This is a genomic window from Variovorax sp. P4_B11 (assembly GCF_056402355.1).
Map to the genome: position 1 here is coordinate 24,089 of NZ_JBFUHO010000013.1, position 19,613 is coordinate 43,701.

21 protein-coding genes are annotated in these 19,613 nt (G+C 66.3%); 4 read left to right on the plus strand and 17 right to left on the minus strand.

All coding sequences use genetic code 11. The features are described from left to right. Positions 1-2 precede the first annotated feature (2 nt). Entirely contained in the window at positions 3-1,055 is a 1,053-nt protein-coding gene (locus tag AC1DYD_RS14200; RefSeq protein ID WP_478173387.1) for an alpha/beta fold hydrolase, read from the plus strand. 116 nt (positions 1,056-1,171) lie between these two features. Then, positions 1,172-2,134 carry a CysB family HTH-type transcriptional regulator gene (locus tag AC1DYD_RS14205; protein ID WP_478173388.1) on the plus strand — a complete coding sequence of 321 codons (963 nt, stop codon included), beginning with the start codon at positions 1,172-1,174 and terminating at the stop codon, positions 2,132-2,134. 1 nt (position 2,135) lies between these two features. Here the strand turns inward: AC1DYD_RS14205 and AC1DYD_RS14210 are convergent, their stop codons facing one another. The 10 genes from AC1DYD_RS14210 to AC1DYD_RS14255 form a co-directional block, all read right to left on the minus strand. After that, positions 2,136-3,152 (minus strand): DUF2272 domain-containing protein, encoded by a 1,017-nt coding sequence (locus AC1DYD_RS14210; RefSeq protein ID WP_478173389.1) that lies wholly within the window; start codon positions 3,150-3,152, stop codon positions 2,136-2,138. 182 nt (positions 3,153-3,334) lie between these two features. Beyond that, the gene (locus tag AC1DYD_RS14215; RefSeq protein ID WP_478173390.1) at positions 3,335-4,342 is read right to left on the minus strand and encodes a Bug family tripartite tricarboxylate transporter substrate binding protein; all 1,008 of its coding nucleotides are present in this window, start codon (positions 4,340-4,342) and stop codon (positions 3,335-3,337) included. A 93-nt stretch (positions 4,343-4,435) separates the two neighbouring features. After that, the gene (gene dmpG, locus AC1DYD_RS14220) at positions 4,436-5,503 is read right to left on the minus strand and encodes a 4-hydroxy-2-oxovalerate aldolase (RefSeq protein ID WP_478173391.1); all 1,068 of its coding nucleotides are present in this window, start codon (positions 5,501-5,503) and stop codon (positions 4,436-4,438) included. Between the two features lie 12 nt (positions 5,504-5,515). Next, positions 5,516-6,469: an acetaldehyde dehydrogenase (acetylating) gene (locus AC1DYD_RS14225; protein WP_478173392.1), complete on the minus strand. Its 954-nt coding sequence runs from the start codon at positions 6,467-6,469 to the stop codon at positions 5,516-5,518. Continuing rightward, positions 6,462-6,671 (minus strand): 2-hydroxymuconate tautomerase, encoded by a 210-nt coding sequence (locus AC1DYD_RS14230; RefSeq protein WP_478173393.1) that lies wholly within the window; start codon positions 6,669-6,671, stop codon positions 6,462-6,464. The genes AC1DYD_RS14225 and AC1DYD_RS14230 overlap by 8 nt, the downstream gene beginning before the upstream one ends. 7 nt (positions 6,672-6,678) lie before the next feature. Then, positions 6,679-7,452: a 2-keto-4-pentenoate hydratase gene (locus AC1DYD_RS14235; protein WP_478173394.1), complete on the minus strand. Its 774-nt coding sequence runs from the start codon at positions 7,450-7,452 to the stop codon at positions 6,679-6,681. Beyond that, a complete protein-coding gene (locus tag AC1DYD_RS14240) occupies positions 7,449-8,243 on the minus strand; it encodes a 2-keto-4-pentenoate hydratase (protein ID WP_478173395.1) in 795 nt (264 codons plus the stop codon). Before AC1DYD_RS14240 ends, AC1DYD_RS14235 begins: the two co-directional genes overlap by 4 nt. Continuing rightward, the gene (locus AC1DYD_RS14245; protein ID WP_478173396.1) at positions 8,240-9,709 is read right to left on the minus strand and encodes a 2-hydroxymuconic semialdehyde dehydrogenase; all 1,470 of its coding nucleotides are present in this window, start codon (positions 9,707-9,709) and stop codon (positions 8,240-8,242) included. Before AC1DYD_RS14245 ends, AC1DYD_RS14240 begins: the two co-directional genes overlap by 4 nt. Next, positions 9,706-10,404, minus strand: a complete 699-nt coding sequence (locus AC1DYD_RS14250; RefSeq protein WP_478173397.1) for a class II aldolase/adducin family protein — start codon at positions 10,402-10,404, stop codon at positions 9,706-9,708. Before AC1DYD_RS14250 ends, AC1DYD_RS14245 begins: the two co-directional genes overlap by 4 nt. Then, positions 10,401-11,285, minus strand: coding sequence for a VOC family protein (locus AC1DYD_RS14255; RefSeq protein WP_478173398.1), 885 nt, complete (start codon positions 11,283-11,285; stop codon positions 10,401-10,403). Before AC1DYD_RS14255 ends, AC1DYD_RS14250 begins: the two co-directional genes overlap by 4 nt. 80 nt (positions 11,286-11,365) lie before the next feature. Between AC1DYD_RS14255 and AC1DYD_RS14260 the strand changes: the two genes are divergently transcribed. Beyond that, a complete protein-coding gene (locus tag AC1DYD_RS14260) occupies positions 11,366-12,334 on the plus strand; it encodes a LysR family transcriptional regulator (protein WP_478173399.1) in 969 nt (322 codons plus the stop codon). Positions 12,335-12,390: 56 nt separating this feature from the next. Here the strand turns inward: AC1DYD_RS14260 and ypfH are convergent, their stop codons facing one another. The 3 genes from ypfH to AC1DYD_RS14275 all read right to left on the minus strand — a co-directional run bounded on the left by ypfH (position 12,391) and on the right by AC1DYD_RS14275 (position 14,562). Next, positions 12,391-13,032: an esterase gene (gene ypfH, locus AC1DYD_RS14265; RefSeq protein WP_478173400.1), complete on the minus strand. Its 642-nt coding sequence runs from the start codon at positions 13,030-13,032 to the stop codon at positions 12,391-12,393. A gap of 26 nt (positions 13,033-13,058) precedes the next feature. After that, positions 13,059-13,868 carry a dioxygenase family protein gene (locus AC1DYD_RS14270; RefSeq protein WP_478173401.1) on the minus strand — a complete coding sequence of 270 codons (810 nt, stop codon included), beginning with the start codon at positions 13,866-13,868 and terminating at the stop codon, positions 13,059-13,061. A gap of 61 nt (positions 13,869-13,929) precedes the next feature. Continuing rightward, positions 13,930-14,562 (minus strand): NADPH-dependent F420 reductase, encoded by a 633-nt coding sequence (locus tag AC1DYD_RS14275; protein ID WP_478173402.1) that lies wholly within the window; start codon positions 14,560-14,562, stop codon positions 13,930-13,932. 148 nt (positions 14,563-14,710) lie between these two features. Here AC1DYD_RS14275 and AC1DYD_RS14280 point away from each other — a divergent pair, with 148 nt between their 5' ends. Then, positions 14,711-15,595, plus strand: coding sequence for a LysR family transcriptional regulator (locus AC1DYD_RS14280; protein WP_478173403.1), 885 nt, complete (start codon positions 14,711-14,713; stop codon positions 15,593-15,595). Between the two features lie 73 nt (positions 15,596-15,668). Here the strand turns inward: AC1DYD_RS14280 and cyoD are convergent, their stop codons facing one another. The 4 genes from cyoD to cyoA are packed head-to-tail and all read right to left on the minus strand — an operon-like array spanning position 15,669 to position 19,587. Then, entirely contained in the window at positions 15,669-16,064 is a 396-nt protein-coding gene (gene cyoD, locus AC1DYD_RS14285) for a cytochrome o ubiquinol oxidase subunit IV (protein WP_478173404.1), read from the minus strand. Then, positions 16,061-16,678 carry a cytochrome o ubiquinol oxidase subunit III gene (gene cyoC / locus AC1DYD_RS14290; protein WP_478173405.1) on the minus strand — a complete coding sequence of 206 codons (618 nt, stop codon included), beginning with the start codon at positions 16,676-16,678 and terminating at the stop codon, positions 16,061-16,063. The genes cyoD and cyoC overlap by 4 nt, the downstream gene beginning before the upstream one ends. A 10-nt stretch (positions 16,679-16,688) precedes the next feature. Then, positions 16,689-18,659 (minus strand): cytochrome o ubiquinol oxidase subunit I, encoded by a 1,971-nt coding sequence (cyoB, locus tag AC1DYD_RS14295; RefSeq protein ID WP_478173406.1) that lies wholly within the window; start codon positions 18,657-18,659, stop codon positions 16,689-16,691. A 1-nt stretch (position 18,660) separates the two neighbouring features. After that, entirely contained in the window at positions 18,661-19,587 is a 927-nt protein-coding gene (gene cyoA, locus AC1DYD_RS14300) for a ubiquinol oxidase subunit II (RefSeq protein ID WP_478173407.1), read from the minus strand. Positions 19,588-19,613: the final 26 nt, after the last annotated feature.

Genomic DNA, 19,613 nt, shown 5'->3' on the forward strand with positions numbered 1-19,613 from the left:
CCATGAGCGGACCGAAGGCCAGCGCGGGCGGCTCGGCCGCGAAGCGTGGCGCCACCGTGCTGCTGCTCCTCCTTGGCGCTGTCCTGGCGGCCATCCTGGGATGGACCGCCTGCGCACAGGTGGCTCGCGCCATGCGGGAGACGAAGACCGTCGAGCAGATCGTCGCCGGGAAGGGCCGATGGGTGCGCGCGGGAGACGCGCAGCTGTACCTGCAGGAGTGGGGCGACCCCCAGCGCCCGACCGTTCTCCTTCTGCACGGCACCGGCGCCTGGAGCGGGACCTGGTTCGAACTGCCCCGGACGCTCGGCGAAGCGGGCTGGCACGTGGTGGCGGTGGACCTGCCTCCGTTCGGTCTGTCGAAGGCCGCGGGGCAGGATGCGGGACTGGACTATTCGCGTTCGGCGCAAGCCCGGCGCGTGTTGAGTCTCGTCGACAGCCTGGGGGGTTCGGTCACCCTCGTGGGGCATTCGTTCGGCTCGGGCCCGGCGCTCGAGGCTGCGATGCTCGCAGGCGGGCGTGTTCGCAAGCTCGTGCTCGTCGATCCGGCACTTGGCCTTGGCCCCCTCGGCGAAGCGCCTGCCTGCGATGTCGACGCAGGCCCGAACTTCTTGCTGGCCAACCGTGGCGTTCGAACCGCCGTCGTCGCAGCGACCGCGACGTGGCCAGGGCTCACGGGAACCCTTCTGAAGAAGTTCGTGCACCGCACGGAAGTCGTGACCGATCAGCTCACGCCCTACTACCAGGTGCCTTTCCAACGTCAAGGTTTCAGCGCGGCGCTCGGAGACTGGGCGCTCGCATTCGCGGGCGCTTCCTGCGAATCCGCTGCCAGTCTCTCGCCCTCGATGATCCGGGCGTGGGCCAGCGGCGGACCGCCAGTCAGGCTCATCTGGGGCGAGCAGGACACCATCACGCCGTTGGCGCAGGCCCGTTCGCTGCAAGCCTGGATCCCGCAGGCGACGCTCACTGTCTTGCCCGGGGTGGGACACATCCCCCACATCGAGCGCCCGCAGGCGTTTGCCGACGCACTTCGGGTTCAATTGAATCCCGGGCCTTGATCGCTACAGAAGTTTCCCTTATTTGAATGCAACGAATCGGTCGTTCGCCATGGGCGGACGCGCCCGCAGAATCGGCAGCCTCGTGCTGATTGGCACGGTCTCCCGATCTGGCTCCGATGAATTTCCAACAACTGCGCTCCGTGCGCGAGGCCGTGCGATGCGGCTTCAACCTCACCGAAGCGGCCCAGGCGCTGCATACCTCGCAACCCGGCGTCAGCCGGCAGATCCGCGAACTGGAGGACGAGCTCGGCCTGGCCCTGTTCGCCCGCGCCGGCAAGCGGCTGACCGGCCTGACCGCGCCTGGCGACCATCTGCTGCCCATCATCGAGCGGGTGCTGCTCGAAAGCCACAACCTGCGCCAGGCGGGACAGGAGTTCCTGGCGCAGGAGAGCGGTTCGCTGTCGATCGCCGCGACCCACTCGCAGGCGCGCTATGCGCTGCCGGTCGCCGTGCAGGAGTTCCGCGGCAAGTTTCCCAACGTGCAGCTGCACCTGCGCCAGGGCTCGCCCAAGCAAGTGGCGCAGATGCTGCTCGACGGCGAGGCCGATGTCGGCATCGCCACCGAGGCGCTGGCCGACTACCCCCAGCTGGTCGCCCTGCCCTGCTACCGCTGGACCCACTCGGTCATCGCGCCGCCCGGGCATCCGCTGCTCGACGGCCCGCTCACTCTCGAGCGGCTGGCACGCTTCCCGCTGGTCACCTACGACGCCGGATTCACCGGCCGGACCCGCATCGATGCGGCCTTTGCCCACAGCGGCATCCGGCCCGACTTCGCCATCACGGCCATGGACGCCGACGTGATCAAGACCTATGTCGAGCTCGGCATGGGCGTGGGCATCGTCGCCGGCATCGCCTACGAGACCGAGCGCGACACGCAGTTGCGCGCGGTCGATGCCGGCCACCTGTTCGGCATCAACGAGACCAAGCTGGCGGTGCGCCGCGGCAACTACCTGCGCGGCTATGTCTACGCCTTCATCGAGTCCTTCGCGCCGACGCTGCCGCGCACGGAAGTCGAGGAAGCGCTGGACGGCAGCGGCACCGAGGACGCCTCGGCCCTCGATGCGGCGCTGGCGCATTGAATCAACGCCACTGCAGCAGCAATGACCAGGGCTGGCGGCTCATGTGGCGGTCGACGCAGCCGGCCCGGTCGGCACCGCAGCCATCGGGCAGGTAGCTCGGGTCGAGCAGCGTGCTGCCCGGGGCGAAGGCCAGCCGGCGCAAGGTGACGGACTGCAGCACATTGCCGCCGATGACGTCGAACCCCTGGGCATCGACGCTGACGACGACGTCGCAGTGCATCGGCAGCCCGCCGCCGCCGGTGCGGCGCGCGGCCAGCACCTCGCCGATCTTCTCGAAGCTGTCGAGGCCGGCACCGGCACCGCGCGCCTGGCAGACCAGGTCGCCGACGCGCGGCGAGGTGCGCGTGATGTCGCAGGCGCGCATCGCATAGGCGCTCGGGCGGCCGGCCGCTTCGGCGCTGCCGGCCTGCCACGCCGCGCCCGCATAGTCGGCATGTGCCTCGGAGAACCGGAATTCCTCGGCGCCGAGCCCGGCCTCGCGCGCGAGCCAGCTCACGAAGGCAGCGGACCAGGGCGTGTCGATCACGGCGACGCGGTCGATCGCGGCCTGCGCGGCGCGCAGTTCGTGCGATTCCAGCCCCTGGTCGGGCCCGACGCCCAGGCCCTGCAGGCGCGCGCTCGTGGCCTGGTTCAATGCCTGTGTCAGCAGTTGGCGATCGGCCGGCCGGAGGGCGCCGAATCGAACCAGCGAGGGCAGGCGGCCCGGCTGGGGATCGACCGCGCGCCAATAGCCGAGCACCCGCTCCCAGGGTGCCGACGACCACGGACGGGAGCGCACGTCCTCGGCCTCCGCAAGACCCGATTCGATCAACCGTCCCTCGGCATCCATGGCCTGGCCGCCGAAGGCCTGATGCTCGCGCCGCGCGGCGGCGGCCATGGCCAGCGCACGGGCCGGCGCCGGTGACTGCGCGGCGGTCTCGAGGCAGCGCGAAGCCGCGGCGGCGCCAAGCGGCGCGGCCAGCGACAGGAGGGCAGCGGCGAGCGAGACCGGGCGCCGCAACGCGGGTAGGAAGGACATGCGGACCCAAGCATAGCCCGCACGGCCGGCGACACTCGGCCGCCTTCTTTGCAGCACAGCCATGCGCCGCCTCGCCCTCCCCGACGACATCTCTCCGACCCGGCGCACTCCGTGGATGAATACGTGATGGGGCTGCTGCTTGCGCGAGCGGGCGGAGCAGCGCAAGGAATCTGCCTTGCGTTCTACTCCGGCTTGATGTTCAGCTTGTCGAGAACGCCCTGCCAGGTCCTGCGGTCGTCGTCGATGTACTTTGCCAGTTGCTCCGGCGTGCCGGGGCGCGGGTACGTGCCCAGCTCTCGGGACTTGGCAACCACATCAGGCAGCAGCAATGCTTCGCCCATGTCCTTGTTGAGCCTGGCGAGGATGGCGGGGTCGACCCCCCTCTTCGCGATCACGGCGAACCAGCCGAAGGCCACGGCGCCGGGGACTGTGTCCTTGGCAAGCGGGAACTTGTCCAGGCCAGGCTCGACGCGATCGCTCATCGACGCCAGCACGCGCATCTTGCCACCTTGCACATTGCCTGCCACCACGTTGTACGTCTCGACCATCATCTTGGTCTGACCGCCGAGCGTCGCCTGCATGGCCTGGGCCCCACCCGGATAGTGCACCTCGAGAAACTGGGCGCCCGACTGGAGGCCGAGCAGCGCAGAGGCAAGGTGAGGCGCGGTGCCGCGACCGTTGTCGGCGACTTCGATGCCTTGCGGCTTCACCTTCGCGTCGGCGATGAAATCGCCAAGCGACTTGTAGGGAGAATCGCCCGGCACAGCCAGCATGAAAGGCGCCACGGCCGCCAGGGTGACCGGCACGAAGTCGCGATTGAAATCGTAGGACACGCCCTTGATCGTGCTCGGAGCCACCGAGATCGCGGAACCTTGCACGAAACCGAAGGTGCTGCCGTCGGTGGGGCCGGTGAGGAGGGTGTTCATGCCAATGACACCGCTGCCGCCGGGCTTGTTGTCGATCACCACCGCCTGCCCCCACTTGTCGGAGAGCTTGACACCGACGAATCGGATCAGCACATCGGGGGCTGAGCCAGCAGGAAATGGGACCACGAAGCGCACCGGCTGGCTCGGCCACTTCGCGCCAGCGGACTGCGCCTGTGCCGCGGGCATCACGGCGACCATCGAAATCGCCAATGCGACAAGCGATCGGCGAACGCTCATTCGATTCATGAAAGTCTCCTTTGTCATTTTCAAACTCCACGTGCAGCTCCGAGTTCGCGTACGTGGTGCGTATCGAGCGACGAGAACGCCGCTGCGCCCAGCGGCGCCCGGGGTCGAAGCTCAGCCGGCCTCGCTCATGCCGGGTGTGGGGTGAACACGCCCGTGCGCGATGTCTTTCAGCAGGTCGAGTGCCACGTCGACGATCATGTCTTCCTGGCCACCCACCATGCGGCGCCGTCCCAGCTCAACCAGGATGTCGACCGTCTTCAGGCCATACTTCCGGGCAGCCACTTCCGAATGGCGCAGGAAGCTCGAATAGACACCGGCATAGCCCAGTGCCAGCGTCTCGCGGTCCACCCGCACGGGTCGGTCCTGCAGCGGGCGCACGATGTCGTCGGCCGCATCCATCAGCTTGTACAGGTCCGTTCCATGGTTCCATCCCAGGCGCGCGGCTGCGGCAATGAACACTTCCAGCGGCGCGTTGCCCGCTCCTGCGCCCATGCCCGCGAGGCTCGCGTCCACACGGTCGCAGCCCTCTTCCACCGCAACGATGCTGTTGGCAACGCCCAGGCTCAGGTTGTGATGCGCGTGCATGCCCGTCTCTGTCTCGGGCCGGAGCACATCCTTGAAAGCGCGGAACCGGTCGCGCACATCGCTCATGCTCAAGGCGCCACCCGAGTCCACCACATAGCAGCAGGTCGCGCCGTAGCTCTCCATCCGCTTGGCCTGCTGCGCGAGCGCCTGCGGCGTGGTCATGTGGCTCATCATCAGGAAGCCCACGGCCTCCATGCCAAGGTGCCGCGCATACGCGATGTGCTGCTTCGAGATGTCGGCCTCGGTGCAGTGCGTGGCCACGCGAACGATGCGCGCGCCGGCGTCGTGCGCTGCCTTGAGGTCATGCACGGTTCCGATGCCGGGCAAAAGCAAGGTCGCGATCCTGGCATGCTTGATCACGCTGGCGACCGCCTCGATCCACTCGATGTCGGTGTGGGCGCCGAAGCCGTAGTTGAAGCTGCCGCCCTGCAGACCGTCGCCGTGGGCCACTTCGATGGAATCGACCTTGGCCTCATCCAGCGCCTTGGCGATCAACTTGGCCTGCTCCACGCTGTACTGGTGGCGAATGGCATGGCTGCCGTCGCGCAGCGTCACGTCAGAGATGTAGATCTTCTTGTTCACTTCGTGGCTCATGTCCGGTCTCCTTCAAGCGGCCACGGCGGCGAGCATCCGCTCGGCCATCGACTCCGCGGTGCGCAGGGCCGCGCTGGTCATGATGTCGAGGTTTCCTGCGTAGGCCGGCAGGTAGTGCGCAGCGCCTGCCACCTCCAGAAAGACGGAGGTCTTGAGTCCATGCATGCGCGCACCCACGCCTGGGATCCGGATGGGACGGTCGGCCTCGATCCGGTCGAACTGAACCTGTTGCTTGAGGCGATAGCCCGGCACGTAGGCCTGCACCTCGGCGGCCATGCGGGCTACCGACGCCGCGATCTCGTCTTCGTCGGCAAATTCGCTCAGCGTGTAGACCGTATCGCGCATCATCAACGGCGGCTCGGCCGGATTCAGGACAATGATGGCCTTGCCCTTGGCAGCCCCTCCGACCACCTCGATGGCCTTGGATGTTGTCTCGGTGAACTCGTCGATGTTGGCTCGTGTGCCCGGTCCGGCGCTCTTGCTGGAGATGCTCGCGACGATCTCGGCGTAGTGCACCTTCGCCACGCGCGAGACGGCCGCCACCATCGGGATGGTGGCTTGGCCGCCGCAGGTCACCATGTTGACGTTGGGCGCGTCCAGATGCGCCTGGCCATTGACCACAGGAATGCAATAGGGACCGATCGCCGCGGGTGTCAGGTCCACCAAACGGATCTCCGGCTTGAGTTCACGCAGGAAGGCATCGTTCCTGACGTGCGCACCCGCTGAAGTCGCGTCGAAGACAAGGTCGATGTCCGCGAACACCGGCAGGCGCGCGAGCCCTTCCACCCCTTCATGGGTGGTGGCCACGCCCAGGCGCGCCGCGCGGGCCAAGCCGTCGGAGGCGGCGTCGATGCCAACCATGGCGCCCATTTCGACATGTCGGCCATGGCGCAGGATCTTGATCATCAAGTCCGTACCGATATTGCCGCTGCCGATGATGGCAGCTCTCAATTTTCGATCAGCCACGGTTCGCCCCCTGCGCTGCAGCGACTCCCTTGGGAACGCCGCCCACCCCCCAATGCGCGGCCGGCACTTCCTGCAGGATCACGCGAATGGAGTCACGCGGCGCAGCAGTGGCTTCGACGGCAGCGTCGGTGAGCCCGCGAATCAGGGCTGTCTTTGCCTCGGCACTGCGGCCCTCTATCAGGGTGACCTGGATCAATGGCATGTTCGCCTCATTCGGTGGTGTTGAATTCGACGCGGCCGAGACCTTGCATCTCGAGCGCAACGTGCTGTCCGGGCCCGAGGGCTTCGGCGGCGGTTGCACCGCCGGCCATCACCAGCCACCCAGGCGCCAGCGGCTCGTCCGCGGCTGCGCTCAAACGCGCTGCGGCAACGAGCGACCGCAGGGGATTGCCCAGAATTCCAGCGGTGCTGCCGACCTGCCGCGGCCTGCCGTCGATCGACAGGATGAGCCCCAGATTGCTGAAGTCCTGCCGCGGATCGCACCAGGGACCGATCACGTATCCCGACGACGATGCGTTGTCGGCAATGACGTCCTCCAGCGAGAAGCGGAAATTCTCGAAGCGCGAATCGATGATCTCGAGCGCCGGAGCGATCGCGATCACGGCGTCGAGGGCCTGCGCGAGGCTGGCTCCCGCGGGCAGCGGCTTGCCGAGGAGGAAGGCCAACTCGGGCTCCACGCGCGGATGGACGAAGCGGCTCAGCGACACCTGCCCGCCGTCCGGCACGGCCATGGCGTCGGTCAGCCGACCCCAGATCATGTCGTGCACGCCCATCTGGACCATCTTGGCGCGGCTGGTGAAGCCCATCTTCATGCCGGTGCGTCGTTCACCGCGCTCCAGGCGCTGGGCGATCGAGCCGCGTTGAATCTCGTAGGCCGCGTCGACGCCGAGCGCTTCCTCTTGAGCGAACTGCGAGATCGGCTTCGCATGGCGAGCCGCATCGTCGACACGCTGCGCCAAGCTTGCAATGCGTTGCGGGTTCATTGTTGCTGCTCCTCGAATACCGCGCGTACCGACCCGAGTCCCTGGATGCGGGCTTCGAAGACATCTCCGGGCTTGACGGGAACCATCGGGCCCAGTGCACCCGTGAGCACCACGTCACCGGCCTTCAACCCGCGGCCGAGCGCGGCCATCTTGTTGGCGAGCCACAGGGCGGCATTGAGCGGGTGTCCCAGGCACGCAGCGCCCGCGCCGAGACTGACCTGCTCGCCTTTGCGCTCCATGACCATGCCCGCCAGGCGCAGGTCGAGGCCGTCGAGGCGCACCGGGGTGTTTCCGAGCACGAACGAAGCGCTGGAGGCGTTGTCCGCCACCGTGTCGACGAACCGGATGTTCCATTCGGCGATGCGGCTTCCCACGATCTCGATGGCCGGCAGCGCAAACGCGACGCCGCGCAGCATCTGCGCCATCGTGATGCCGGGTTCGAGCAGGTCATGCGCCATGACCAGCGCGACCTCGGCCTCGACCTTGGGTTGCATCAGCGTCGACCAGCGCACCGGCTCGCCGTCCGCTATCGCCATGTCGGCAAACAACATGCCGTAGTCGGGCTGGTCCACGCCGAGCTGCTTCTGCACCGCCTTCGCAGTGAGGCCGATCTTCCGGCCGACCAGCCGCCCGCCGGCTTGGAGCTTGCGCTGCGTGTTGATCTCCTGGACGGCGTAAGCCTCTTGCGGGCCGAATCCGGTGAAGGTCTCCCGCAAGGGCGCGATCGCCTTGCCGCCGGTTGCGGCGCTCCAAAGCGACTGCGCTGCCGCTTCGATTTCACGCGTCGTCATGGCGTCGCTCCGTTGTACTTGATGCATATGTTGGAGAGCTCGGTGTAGAACTCGAGCGAGTGAACGCCTCCCTCGCGTCCGATGCCGGATGCACCGGAGCCCCCGAAAGCGGTGCGCAGGTCGCGCAGGAACCAGGTGTTGACCCACACGACGCCGACCTTCAAGGCGGCGGCGAACCTGTGCGCCCTGTCGACGTCCTGCGTATAGACCGAGGCGGCCAGGCCGTAGCGCGTGTCGTTCGCCATCTGCAGTGCCTCGGACTCGCGGTCGAAAGGGATGACGCAGCAGCAGGGGCCGAAAATCTCTTCGCTGGCCACACGCGAACCGTGCGGCAGTCCCGTCCACACCGTCGGCTCGATCCAGGCGCCGCCCTTGAGCGCTGGCGGTACCTTCGGCACCCCGCCGCCATGGACCACCGTGGCGCCCTCATCCCTCGCCAAGGCGTAATAGCCGAGGACCTTGGTCTGGTGCTCGGCCGACACCAGAGGTCCGAAATTGGCCTCGGCGTCGTCGGGTCGTCCGGGCTTCAAGCGCGCCGCGGCGGCAGCCAGTCGCTGCACGACGGCGTCGAACACCGGGCGCTGCACGTACACACGCTCCGTGCCAAGGCAGACCTGGCCCGCGTTCTCGAAGACCGAGCGGGCCAGGCCGGCGATGGTCACGTCCAGGTCCGCATCCTCGAACACGACCGCTGCGTTCTTGCCACCGAGCTCCATCGAGACTGGTTTGATGCCTTCGGCGGCCGCCCGCATGATCGCGGCACCCGTGCGCGTCTCTCCCGTGAAGGTGACTGCATCGATGTCCGGGTGCGTGGTGAGAAATTCGCCGGCGGAGTCTGGTCCGAAGCCGTGCACCACGTTGTAGACGCCCTTGGGGATGCCCACGGCGTTCATGACCTCACCCAACAGCGCCGCCGTGGCCGGCGTCTCCTCGGAGGGCTTGACGACGACGGTGTTTCCACAAGCCAACGCAGGCCCGACTTTCCACGTCATCAGCAGCAGGGGCAGATTCCACGGACACACGACGGCCACCACGCCCTTCGGCCGCCTCGATGCATAGTTCAGCGCGGGCTTGCCATCCGGCGCGTGGCTGGCAAAACTCTCCGTCGGCACGTTGCGCACCACATCCGCAAAGACGCGGAAGTTCGCGGCGCCGCGCGGGATGTCGAGGTGCGATGCCAGCGAGCGCGGCTTGCCAGTGTCCGCCACCTCGGCGGCAATGAAGTCCTCCGCGCGGCGATCGATCTCGGCAGCGAGCCCATGGAGCAGGTCGCAGCGTTGTGCGAGTTCGAGGGAGCCCCAAGGACCATGGAGCGCCTCACGTGCCGCGCGCACCGCGTCGTCGACGTCCTCTCGCGCGGCTTCGCTGACCTTGTCGACGAGCGTGCCATCGACGGGGTTGATGTCGTCAAAGGTCCGACCGCTTCGGCCCTTGCGGTATTCGCCGTTGATGAAGTTGAGAATCAAGGTTGTGCCTCCTGGAAACTGGTTTCTGGGTCGCCTGCGGTCAGGAACTGCCACATTCGCTCGAAAATTCCACCCGCCTCGGTGGCCCGCTGTTCACGCTCGAGCGCATCGAACACGACCGACTCGTCCTGCAAACCGGCAGCCAGCACGGCAAGCTCGATCCGCGCGGCATCTTCGAGGTACCAGGTGAGCACCACCGCCTTGGCCAGCGAGTCGCTCGTGACCAGCACCCCATTGCCGCGCATCACGATCGCGTTGGCGTTCCCCATCGCGTCGACGACCGCGGCGGCCCGGTCGTCGTCCCGAACGAGTTGCGGGTCGTCCCACAAGGCCGCACCGGCGCCGAAGTAGGCGCCCATCCCATGGCGAGTCCGGGGCGTACGCCGTGCGGTGCCGAGCGCCATGAGCAGGGGCGGCATCGTGCGGGTCACGGCGTGAACGTGGCCGTGGCGTCGATAGATCTGCTGATGCAATCGAACCTCACCCAGCACGCCTGCGGGCAAGGCGCCGGCCACGGGAACGACCGTGCCTGGCTCGCCGGGTCCGATCAGGCCCATCGGCCTCGCAGCGCAGACCAGGAAGCTGCCCTCATCGAGCCGGACGCTGCAATGGCCATAGGCGTGGGCCAGACCATGGCGCGCCAACGCGCGGGCAGCCACCCGCAGTTCGCGCTGATCGGCAGGGGACGCGTTCAAGCCTGCGCTCCTTCGGCGGGTTTGCGAAACTCGGCGATGTCCGGCACAGCCCCCCACATGCAGAACGATTCGTTGGCACGAGGAAACTGCCGCGGCTGATAGGTCGCCTCCTCTTCCGCGGAGATGCTGCGCACGCCGGTGGAGTACTCGTAGATCATTCCGTCCGGTCCGCGAAAGTACAGAAAGCGAGCGCCGGAGGTCGGGTGGCGACCAGGACCGAAAGCGATCTCGATCCCTTTCTGCTGGAGCAGGTACCAGGCGCGCATGATGTCGTCCACGCTGTCGACCTGGTGATTGACGTGCTGAACGCCCGAGCGGTTCGCCGGGAACAATGCGATCTTGTGATGCACCTCGTCGATCCGCAGCAATGGCGCATCGCCGATGCGGTCGCTCACGCGCGCCCCGAGCACCTGGGTCCAGAAGCGCTCGTCGCGCCGAGCGTCGGTCGTGCAAAGGCCCACATGGCTGAAGCCCGTGATGCCGGCATCCCGCGACGGGAAGTGGCGGCGCCCGCTGTGATGCGGGCCGAGCACCAGATCGATCTTGTTGCCGGTGGGATCCCTGAAGTGGATGAAGCTCTGCACGTGCCGCTGCTCGCACTCGTCCGCGGAACCGGGGCGAACGTCGACATCGGCGTTACTCAGTTCCGCTGCGGCCGCCTCCAAGTCTTCGGCGGTACGCAATTCGAAGCCCACCGTATGGTCCGCGGGGTCGCCGTCGAAATACACCAGGGTGTGGTCGCGACTGTCGCTGCGGAAGTAGGAGGCGCCCGCCTCCTGCCGTGCCCGCTCCAGGCCGAGCACCTCACGCGCGAAGCGGTCCGTCTGGTCACGCTGCTGGGTGCCGAGCCGCACATAACGAATGTCGAGCAGGTTGATCACGGAATGTCTCCTTTTTCCTATCTGCCGCCACTGTAGAAAGTTCAGTGACATTCCTGAAATGAAAAAATAGAATTCGTGATATGTCCTCATCACATGTCAAGACAAGCCGCCCTTCCCGCCTCCTTTCGCGCCAGGTCGACCTCAATCTGCTTGAACTCTTCGAGACGGTCTATCGCACACGAAACCTGACGGCAGCCGGTGCACAACTCAGCCTGACCCAGCCCGCGGTCAGCCGAGGACTCGGGCGGCTTCGTGAGATGTACGGAGACGCGTTGTTCGTGCGGCAACAGCGCGGCGTGGTGCCGACGCCCTTCGCCGATGCGTTGGTATCTCCCGTGAGCTCGGCGCTGGAGATCCTGCGCGCCACCGTCAACCGGCCCACGTTCAATCCAGGCGAGGAGGCGCGCACATTCAGGGTCGCGATGAGCGACATCGGCGAGCGGCTCTTTCTTCCGCGTTTGATGCTGCACCTCGCCGACGTGGCGCCGAATGTCATCATCGAAGCTGTTTCGCCGAGCCAGGGCGAGCTCTTCGACGGTTTGGCATCAGGCCAGATCGACCTTGCGGTGGGCTACCTTGGCGACCTCGGCAAGCAGATGCACCACCAGCGGCTTTTTCGCGAGCATTTCGTCTATTTGGCCCGCACGGATCATCCGCAGGTCAGGGGAAGCCTGCGCCGCGAGCAACTGCGTGAGCTGGCCCATGTGGTGGCTGGGCCCAAGGGCATGCAACATGCCGCGGCGGTCGAGAAGGTTCTGGCAAGCGCTCGCGTGAAGGCAAGGATTGCGCTGAGGGTTCACAGCTTCCTGTGCGTGGGTCCGGTCGTGGCGAGCACCGATTTGATCGGCGCAGTGCCCAGCAACCTCGGTGCAATGGTTGCGCGTCACATGCAATTGCAGCTCGTTGCACCACCCGTGCAGTTTCCGGCCTTCGACGTTTCGATGACTTGGCACCAGAGGTTCCACCGTGACCCGGGCAGCGAGTGGTTGCGCCGTGTGTTCGTCGAACTGTTCGACTCGCTGAAGATGTCCGCCGAGGCCGCGAGGTAGGCAGACCCGCTCTGCCCCCCACGAGAATCAGGTCGAGGTCAGTCGGTGCGCGAAATCTAACCGATGTCAACGCTCTCGGGCGGTTCCAGCCGTGCAGCCAAGCGTTCCAGAAGGGCGGGATGAGGCTCATGACGCACACCGGGCGCGATGTCCACTGTGACCTGAGTTCCCAACTGAAGCAGCCGGGCCTGCGCGGCGCGCGCCAGCGTCGCGGGCATGACCGGATCGGCGTCGCCATGCAGCAGATGAATTCCCGCTTCTGACTTGCGCTCCGGCAGCGTGGCGAATCGCCCGGCGAAGGAAACGATCCGCAGCGCGGGTGGCTCCGCGAGCTTGGTGGATTCGAGCGCCATGATCGCGCCCTGCGAGAAGCCGGCGATCAGCGTGCGCTGGGCGTCGACGCCGGCAACCTGCTGCCAGTGCCGCACGCTCGCCACGAACGCTGGCATGGCCGCATCGACGCGCGCCTGACGGTTGTCCTCCGTCACATCGCGCACCGAGAACCACTGCAGTCCGTTGGAAATATCAGACGGCTCGGGCGAGGCGACGCTGACGACCAGCGCGGCACTCTCGCGGTTGGCGAACCAGCGCGCCACGCCCAGCATGGACTGGGGCACGGAGCCGACGCCGTGCATCAGCAGCACGAGTCGTGCAGCCGGACTCCGAGCTTGTTGGACGATGATGGATGTGGATGACATATCAGTTCTCTGCATGTGCGATGAAATCAAGCAAGTGCCGCGGCGCCCGGCAAATCGCCGAAGACGTAGCCTTCCATTGAAAGCACGCCGTAGCTCACGCCGCCGTCGATGACCTCGACGGCTTCACCCGCACCGCTGGCGCCGGCAGCTATCAGCAACGGCAAATAGTGATCGTCCGAGGGGTGGGCGCGGCGGCTGTGCGGCGCACCACGAAATTCGACCAGCGCGGCCTCGTCGTGCGCAAGGGCGGCGTGGCGCGCCCATTGCACGAACTCGCGCACGTAGTCCTCGGGCGCCTCGGTCTCCGACTGCCGGAACTCGTACAGGTTGTGGGTAAGGCTGCCCGAACCCACGATCAGCACGCCGTGGTCGCGCAACGGCGCCAGCGCGCGACCCAAGGCCAGCGCGTCGGCCGGGCGCAGTTCGATCGGGAGCGACAGTTGCAGCACAGGCAGCGGCGCATCGGGCAGCATGTGCAACAGCGGCACCCAGGCGCCGTGGTCGAGCCCCTGCTCGTCCACCAGGTGCGCGGGTAGCCCCGACTGCGCCAGCAACGCCGCCACCTCCCGCGCCACCGCGGGCTCGCCGGCCACGGGGTACTGCAGCGCGTACAGCGGCGCCGGGAAGCCGCCGAAGTCGTGAATGGTCTCGGGCCGAGCGCTGGCACTGATGCGCAGTCCGCGCGTGCGCCAGTGCGGCGAGACCACGAGGACGGCCCTCAACCCGGACAGCGCGAGCACGCGCCTGCCGATGTCGTGCAGCAAGGGGCCGGCCCGGCCGGGTTCCAGTGCGAACGTGGGTGCGCCGTGCGAGACGAATATGGCAGGCGTATTCATGGGAGCATTCCTTGGTGCTGGCAGACCCGCGCCGCATGGCACGGGGATCTGCTTTTCGGACTCAGGCGCGGTGGATCCAGGTCGGCGCGATCTGCGTGCCTTGCCCGGCGCCATAGGCGAAATAGATATTGAGACCGGCCACGGGCTCCAGGTAGCGTGCGTTCTTCAACCCGCCCGCATCCACGGCTTGGAAGCCAATGCTTTCGATCAGTGCGCGCGCGGTCTGCTTGGCGCGCTCGTCGTCGCCGGCATAGAAGACAGGCACGGTCTGGCCGTTCGCGAAGGCTGGGCCCTCGGCCAGCACCTGCGCCAGCACCGTGTTGAAGGCCTTGACCACCAGCGCGCCAGGCAGCGCCTTGGCGATCTCTTCGGCGGCTGAGGTCTCGAAGCCCAAGGTCAGGCCCATGTAGTCGGTGGTCAGCGGATTCGTGATGTCGATCACGATGCGGCCTTCGAGCGAGCCAAGGGCTTTCAAGGCCGGCACGGCGTCGGCGTAGCCGGTGGCGACGATGACGACCTGCGAGTCGCCCAATGCGTCGGCCGGTGTTGCGGCCGTGGCGCCCGGATGGGCGGCGGCCAGCGCCTGAGCCTTGGCCAGATCGCGCGCGGTGACGCGGACCTTGTGACCTGCGGCGCTGAGCTGCTTGACGAAACCCGCGCCCATGTTGCCGGCGCCGACGAGTGTGATGTGCATGATGGAAGTCCTTCGGGCGATGGGGTTGTGGTTGAGCCGTGGCGTACTGCTGGCATGGGTGAACTTTATTAAGATATAAGAGCGAGATAAACAGCCATTCACGGCACACATTGTTTCGCCGTTCGAGACTATGGACATCCTCCAAGCCATGAAAACCTTCACTGCCGTGGTCGACGCCGGCAGCTTCGTCGGGGCCATGGAGGCGACGCAGTTGTCCAAGCCCGCCGTGTCGCGGCATGTCACCGAGCTCGAGGCGCACTTGGGCGCTCGCCTGCTGCAGCGCACGACGCGCCGCCTGTCGTTCACCAGCGAAGGTCAGACCTACTACCAGCGCTGCAAGGAGGTCTTGCTGGCGGTTCAAGAGGCCGAGGCCGAGGTGGGGTCCAGCACCGGCCAGGCGATGGGACGCCTTCGCATCGGTGCGCCGCAGACCTTCGGGGCGCTGCACCTGGCCGCGCTCTGGGGGCGCTTCGCGGCCGAGAACCCGCAGGTGACCCTGGACATCGTGCTGTCGGACCGCGTGGTCGATCTGGTCGAGGAAGGCTACGACCTGGTGGTGCGCATCGCGCGGCTGTCCGACTCCAATCTGGTCAGCCGCGCGCTTGCCAAGACGCGCATGGTGCTGTGCGCGTCACCCCGATACCTCGCGCAGCACGGCACGCCCATGCAGCCGCAAGCGCTCGCACAGCACGACGTGGTCTCCTACACCTACTGGTCATCCGGCGATGTGTGGAGCTTCCAGGGTCCTAGGGGCGAAGTGACGGTGCGTACGCGCTCGCGCATCAACGCCAACAACGGCGACACCTGCCGCGCCGCGGCGCTGGCGCACCAGGGCATCATCCTGCAGCCCGATTTCCTGGTGCACGAAGACCTTTGCAACGGCACGCTGGTCGAACTGATGCCCGAGTTTCGTGCCGCCGAGCTGGGCATCTTCGCCGTCTATCCCACGCGCAAGCAGCTGCCGTTGAAGGTGCGGCGACTGGTGGACTTCCTTGTTGAAGCCATGCAGGAACCACCTTGGGGCAAGGCATGAACTCGCAGGAGCGATGCAGACCACCTTCTCGCCCAACGCGACCCGCTTCATCGTGATGCTCCCGCGGTCGCTCCTAGGGCTCCATCTGCATGAGCATCTGCGGATCGACAGGCATCATGTTCGAGTGCAAGTGCGACATGATCCACAACGAGCCCGCGACGATCATGAAAACGACCATCGCAGTCACCACGAACGCGAGGATGTTCGTGCGCTGATTCGGCGACGTGCTGATGTGCAGGAAGAAGATGAGGTGCACCAGCATCTGGGCGATGGCAAGCACGGTGACGGCAGCGGTCACGCTCGACGGCGCCAGCGCGCCCGTGCCGGCCGCGAGAAACGATGCGATCGTCAGCAGCATCGCAACGAGATACCCGACCAGGTACCCCCGCAGAGAGCCGTGTCCCCGTCCGTCGTGGGTGCCCGGGGCAACGCGGACAATTTCGCTGGAGGCAATCGAGGGCTGGGTCATGATGCCGATCCGATGATGTAGGCAAATGAAAACACGGCGATCCACACGACGTCGATCACGTGCCAGAACAGGCTGAAGCAGTACATCCGTCGCACGACACCGTCGCTGAAGCCCCGCTGCCGCAGTTGCACGAAGATGAAAACCAGCCACGCGAGACCTGCCGTGACATGCAGCCCGTGCGTGCCCACGAGCGTGTAGAAGGCCGACAGGAATGCACTGCTGCCTGGGCCTGCACCTTCTGCCACCATCCGCGCGAATTCCCTGATCTCCAGCGCCAGGAACGCGAGCCCGAGGACGAAGGTCGCCGCAAGCGCTGCGAAGGCCGCCCTGACTTCCCGACGATCGCATGCCAGCATGGCCATGCCGCAGGTCACGCTGCTGGTCAGCAGGACCGCCGTCTCGATGAACGCGTTGCGCAGGTCGAACAACTCCGCCCCGCTCGGCCCGTCCGCCACCGAGCGATGCAGGACCGAAAACGCGGCGAAGAGCGTCGCGAAGAGGATGCAGTCGCTCAGCAAATACAGGTAGAAGCCGAACGCTGTCGTCCCCCGACGTTCTGAATGGCCAGCGAGGGAGGTGGCGGCGAGCCGGACATCCGGGACACGTTGTTGCATGTGGCTCTCCTCAGGCATGAACGGTGCGCAGGCGCGAGTTCGTCTCGAAAGCCTCGACCTCGCGTGCCGTCAGCGTCGTCTCGTCATCGTCGCCCCACGACTGGAAGATCCAGCAGGCCACGGCAGCGAGCAGCGAAACGGCGCCGAGCCAATAGATGTGCCACACCATGCCGAATCCGCCCGTGACCGCAAAGAATGCGACGACGAATCCGAGTGCCGATCGCCTCGGCATCTCGATGTCTTCGATCGGCTGAGCTTGCGCCGGCGTGTCGTCGCGCCGAGCCGCCCAATGTGCGTCGATGCCTTGGACCGCCGGAAGGACTGCGAAGTTGTACGGAGGCGGCGGCGACGCCGTGGACCACTCGAGCGTGCGCCCTTGCCACGGATCGCCGCTCAAGTCGCGACGCAGATGACGCGTACGGATGCTGACGACCAGTTGCACGACCTGCAGCACGATGCCGATCATGATCAGGGCAGCGCCGGCCACCGCGACGTAGAGATACGGCGTCCAGGCGGGGTTGTCGGAGTGATTCATGCGCCGGGTCATGCCAAGCAAGCCGAGCGCGTAGAGCGGCATGAACGCCAGGTAGAAGCCGACGAACCAGCACCAGAACACCATCTTGCCGAGCCGCTCGTCGAGCGTGAAGCCGAAGGCCTTGGGGAACCAGTACGTCAGCGCGGCCATGCATGCGAAGACTACGCCTCCGATGATGACGTTGTGGAAGTGCGCGACCAAAAAGAGGCTGTTGTGCAGCACGAAGTCCACCGGCGGGATGGACATCAGCACGCCGGTCATGCCGCCGATCGTGAAGGTGACCATGAAGCCGATGGTCCACAGCACCGGTGACGTGAAGCGCACGCGTCCGCCGTACATCGTGAACAGCCAGTTGAAGATCTTCACGCCGGTCGGGATCGAGATGATCATCGTCGTGATGCCGAAGAAGCCGTTCACGTTCGCGCCCGCACCCATCGTGAAGAAATGGTGCAGCCAGGTCGTGAAGGCAAGCACGGTGATGGCCATGGTTGCGATCACCATCGAACGGTAGCCGAACAGCGGCTTGCCGGAGAACGTCGCGATGACCTCGGAGAACACGCCGAACGCGGGGATGACGAGGATGTAGACCTCCGGGTGTCCCCACATCCAGATGAGGTTGATGAACATCATCGGGTCGCCGCCGGCGCCGTTGGTGAAGAAGTGCATGTCCGCATAGCGGTCCAGCAGCAGCATCGCGAAGGTGGCGGTCAACACCGGAAAGGCCGCGACGATCAGCATGTTGGCTGCCAGCGCCGTCCACGAGAAGATCGGCATGTGTTCGAGTTTCATCCCCGGGGCCCGGCATCGCATGATGGTCGTGATGAGGTTGATGCCCGACAGCAGCGTGCCGAGGCCGGAGACCTGCAGCGACCACAAGTAGTAGTCGACGCCGACGCCGGGGCTGTAGGCCAGCTCGGACAGCGGGGGATAGACGAGCCAGCCGGTCCGCGCGAACTCGCCGACGCCGAGCGAAATGTTGATGAGCAACGCGCCCGCGGCCGTAAGCCAGAAGCTGAGCGCGTTCATCACCGGGAAGGCGACGTCGCGCGCGCCGATCTGCAGCGGGACCACGAAGTTCATCAATCCGACGACGAACGGCATCGCCATGAAGAAGATCATGATCGTGCCGTGCGCCGAGAAGACCTGATCGTAGTGCTCGGGCGGCAGGAAGCCCGCGCCGCCTCCGGCAGCCAGCGCCTGCTGCGACCGCATCATGATCGCGTCGCTGAAGCCGCGCAGCAACATCACGACGGCCACCAGGACATACATGATGCCCACGCGCTTGTGGTCCACAGTGGTCAGCCACTCTTCCCACAACCACTTCCATCGCCCGAGCCAGCTAAGAAGGCCGAGCACGAACGCGATCCCGATCAGCAGCACCACGCACGTCACCATGATGATGGGCTGATCGAAGGGAATCGCTGCCAAGGTCAGCTTGCCGAGCATGTCAGTGCACTCCGTTCGTGAGGATCATGTCGCGGCAGATGCCGATCCGTGGATCGACCGTTCGAGCCGTGACGGCGGATATCGGCTTGGTGCTGCGCTGCATGGCGTAGTCGAAGAGATCGTTGTCGGCTGCCGCGTAGTAGGAGGCCGCAGCGGTGCCGCGATGGCCGACCAGCCGCTCGTAAGCCGGCTTGTCGAGCACTTGCCCCGACCGGCGCAGCCCCTCGACCCAGCGCTCAAAGCCCGGCCGGTCCGCGGCGATCACCTTGAATTGCATGTCCGTGAAGCCATCCCCGCTGAACTGCGACGACAGTCCGCTGTAGCTGCCCTCCTTGTCGGCAAGGACGGACATCTGCGTGCACATTCCGGCCATGGCATAGATCTGCCCCGCGAGCCCCGGGATGAAGATCGCGTTCATGACGCTCGCCGAGGTGATGTCCATCCGCACCGGCGTATCGAGGGGCAGAGCAAGTTCGTTGACGCTTGCGACACCGAGTTCGGGATAGATGAACAGCCACTTCCAGTCCATCGAGACCACCTCCACCCGCAATCGCTTCCTGGACGCGTGCAGCGGCCGATACGGGTCGAGCTCTTGCGAGCCGACCCAGGCGACCGCTGCCAGGAAGAGGACGATCAGCAGCGGGATGACCCAGATCGTGAACTCGACCTTGCCGCTGTAGTTCCAATCCGGCCGGTAGGCCGCCCGCTTGTTGGAGGCGCGGAACCACCATGCGAAGGCGAGCGTCAGCACGATCACCGGGACCACGACGAGCAGCATCACGCCCAGGCACTCGTAGAGCAGCTGTCGCTGGGTCGCACCGACGGGGCCCCAGGGGTCCAGCACCCCCTCGGCCCGGCCGCTCAGGGCGGCCGTCGCCAGTGCCGCGCCGATCACGCTGGCTCGAAACGATCGCTGTCTTGCTTCCATCGGGAATCCTCCGTCGATTGGACAGA

Coding starts and splice junctions, on each gene's coding strand:
- AC1DYD_RS14210 (WP_478173389.1), bottom strand. CDS start 3,152: ATGTCCTTCCTACCCGCGTTGCGGCGCCCGGTCTCGCTCGCCGCTGCC.
- AC1DYD_RS14270 (WP_478173401.1), bottom strand. CDS start 13,868: ATGAATACGCCTGCCATATTCGTCTCGCACGGCGCACCCACGTTCGCA.
- AC1DYD_RS14280 (WP_478173403.1), top strand. CDS start 14,711: ATGAAAACCTTCACTGCCGTGGTCGACGCCGGCAGCTTCGTCGGGGCC.
- ypfH (WP_478173400.1), bottom strand. CDS start 13,032: ATGTCATCCACATCCATCATCGTCCAACAAGCTCGGAGTCCGGCTGCA.
- cyoD (WP_478173404.1), bottom strand. CDS start 16,064: ATGACCCAGCCCTCGATTGCCTCCAGCGAAATTGTCCGCGTTGCCCCG.
- cyoC (WP_478173405.1), bottom strand. CDS start 16,678: ATGCAACAACGTGTCCCGGATGTCCGGCTCGCCGCCACCTCCCTCGCT.
- AC1DYD_RS14205 (WP_478173388.1), top strand. CDS start 1,172: ATGAATTTCCAACAACTGCGCTCCGTGCGCGAGGCCGTGCGATGCGGC.
- dmpG (WP_478173391.1), bottom strand. CDS start 5,503: ATGAGCCACGAAGTGAACAAGAAGATCTACATCTCTGACGTGACGCTG.
- AC1DYD_RS14200 (WP_478173387.1), top strand. CDS start 3: ATGAGCGGACCGAAGGCCAGCGCGGGCGGCTCGGCCGCGAAGCGTGGC.
- AC1DYD_RS14230 (WP_478173393.1), bottom strand. CDS start 6,671: ATGCCATTGATCCAGGTCACCCTGATAGAGGGCCGCAGTGCCGAGGCA.
- cyoB (WP_478173406.1), bottom strand. CDS start 18,659: ATGCTCGGCAAGCTGACCTTGGCAGCGATTCCCTTCGATCAGCCCATC.
- AC1DYD_RS14260 (WP_478173399.1), top strand. CDS start 11,366: ATGTCCTCATCACATGTCAAGACAAGCCGCCCTTCCCGCCTCCTTTCG.
- cyoA (WP_478173407.1), bottom strand. CDS start 19,587: ATGGAAGCAAGACAGCGATCGTTTCGAGCCAGCGTGATCGGCGCGGCA.
- AC1DYD_RS14275 (WP_478173402.1), bottom strand. CDS start 14,562: ATGCACATCACACTCGTCGGCGCCGGCAACATGGGCGCGGGTTTCGTC.
- AC1DYD_RS14240 (WP_478173395.1), bottom strand. CDS start 8,243: ATGACGACGCGTGAAATCGAAGCGGCAGCGCAGTCGCTTTGGAGCGCC.
- AC1DYD_RS14215 (WP_478173390.1), bottom strand. CDS start 4,342: ATGACAAAGGAGACTTTCATGAATCGAATGAGCGTTCGCCGATCGCTT.
- AC1DYD_RS14235 (WP_478173394.1), bottom strand. CDS start 7,452: ATGAACCCGCAACGCATTGCAAGCTTGGCGCAGCGTGTCGACGATGCG.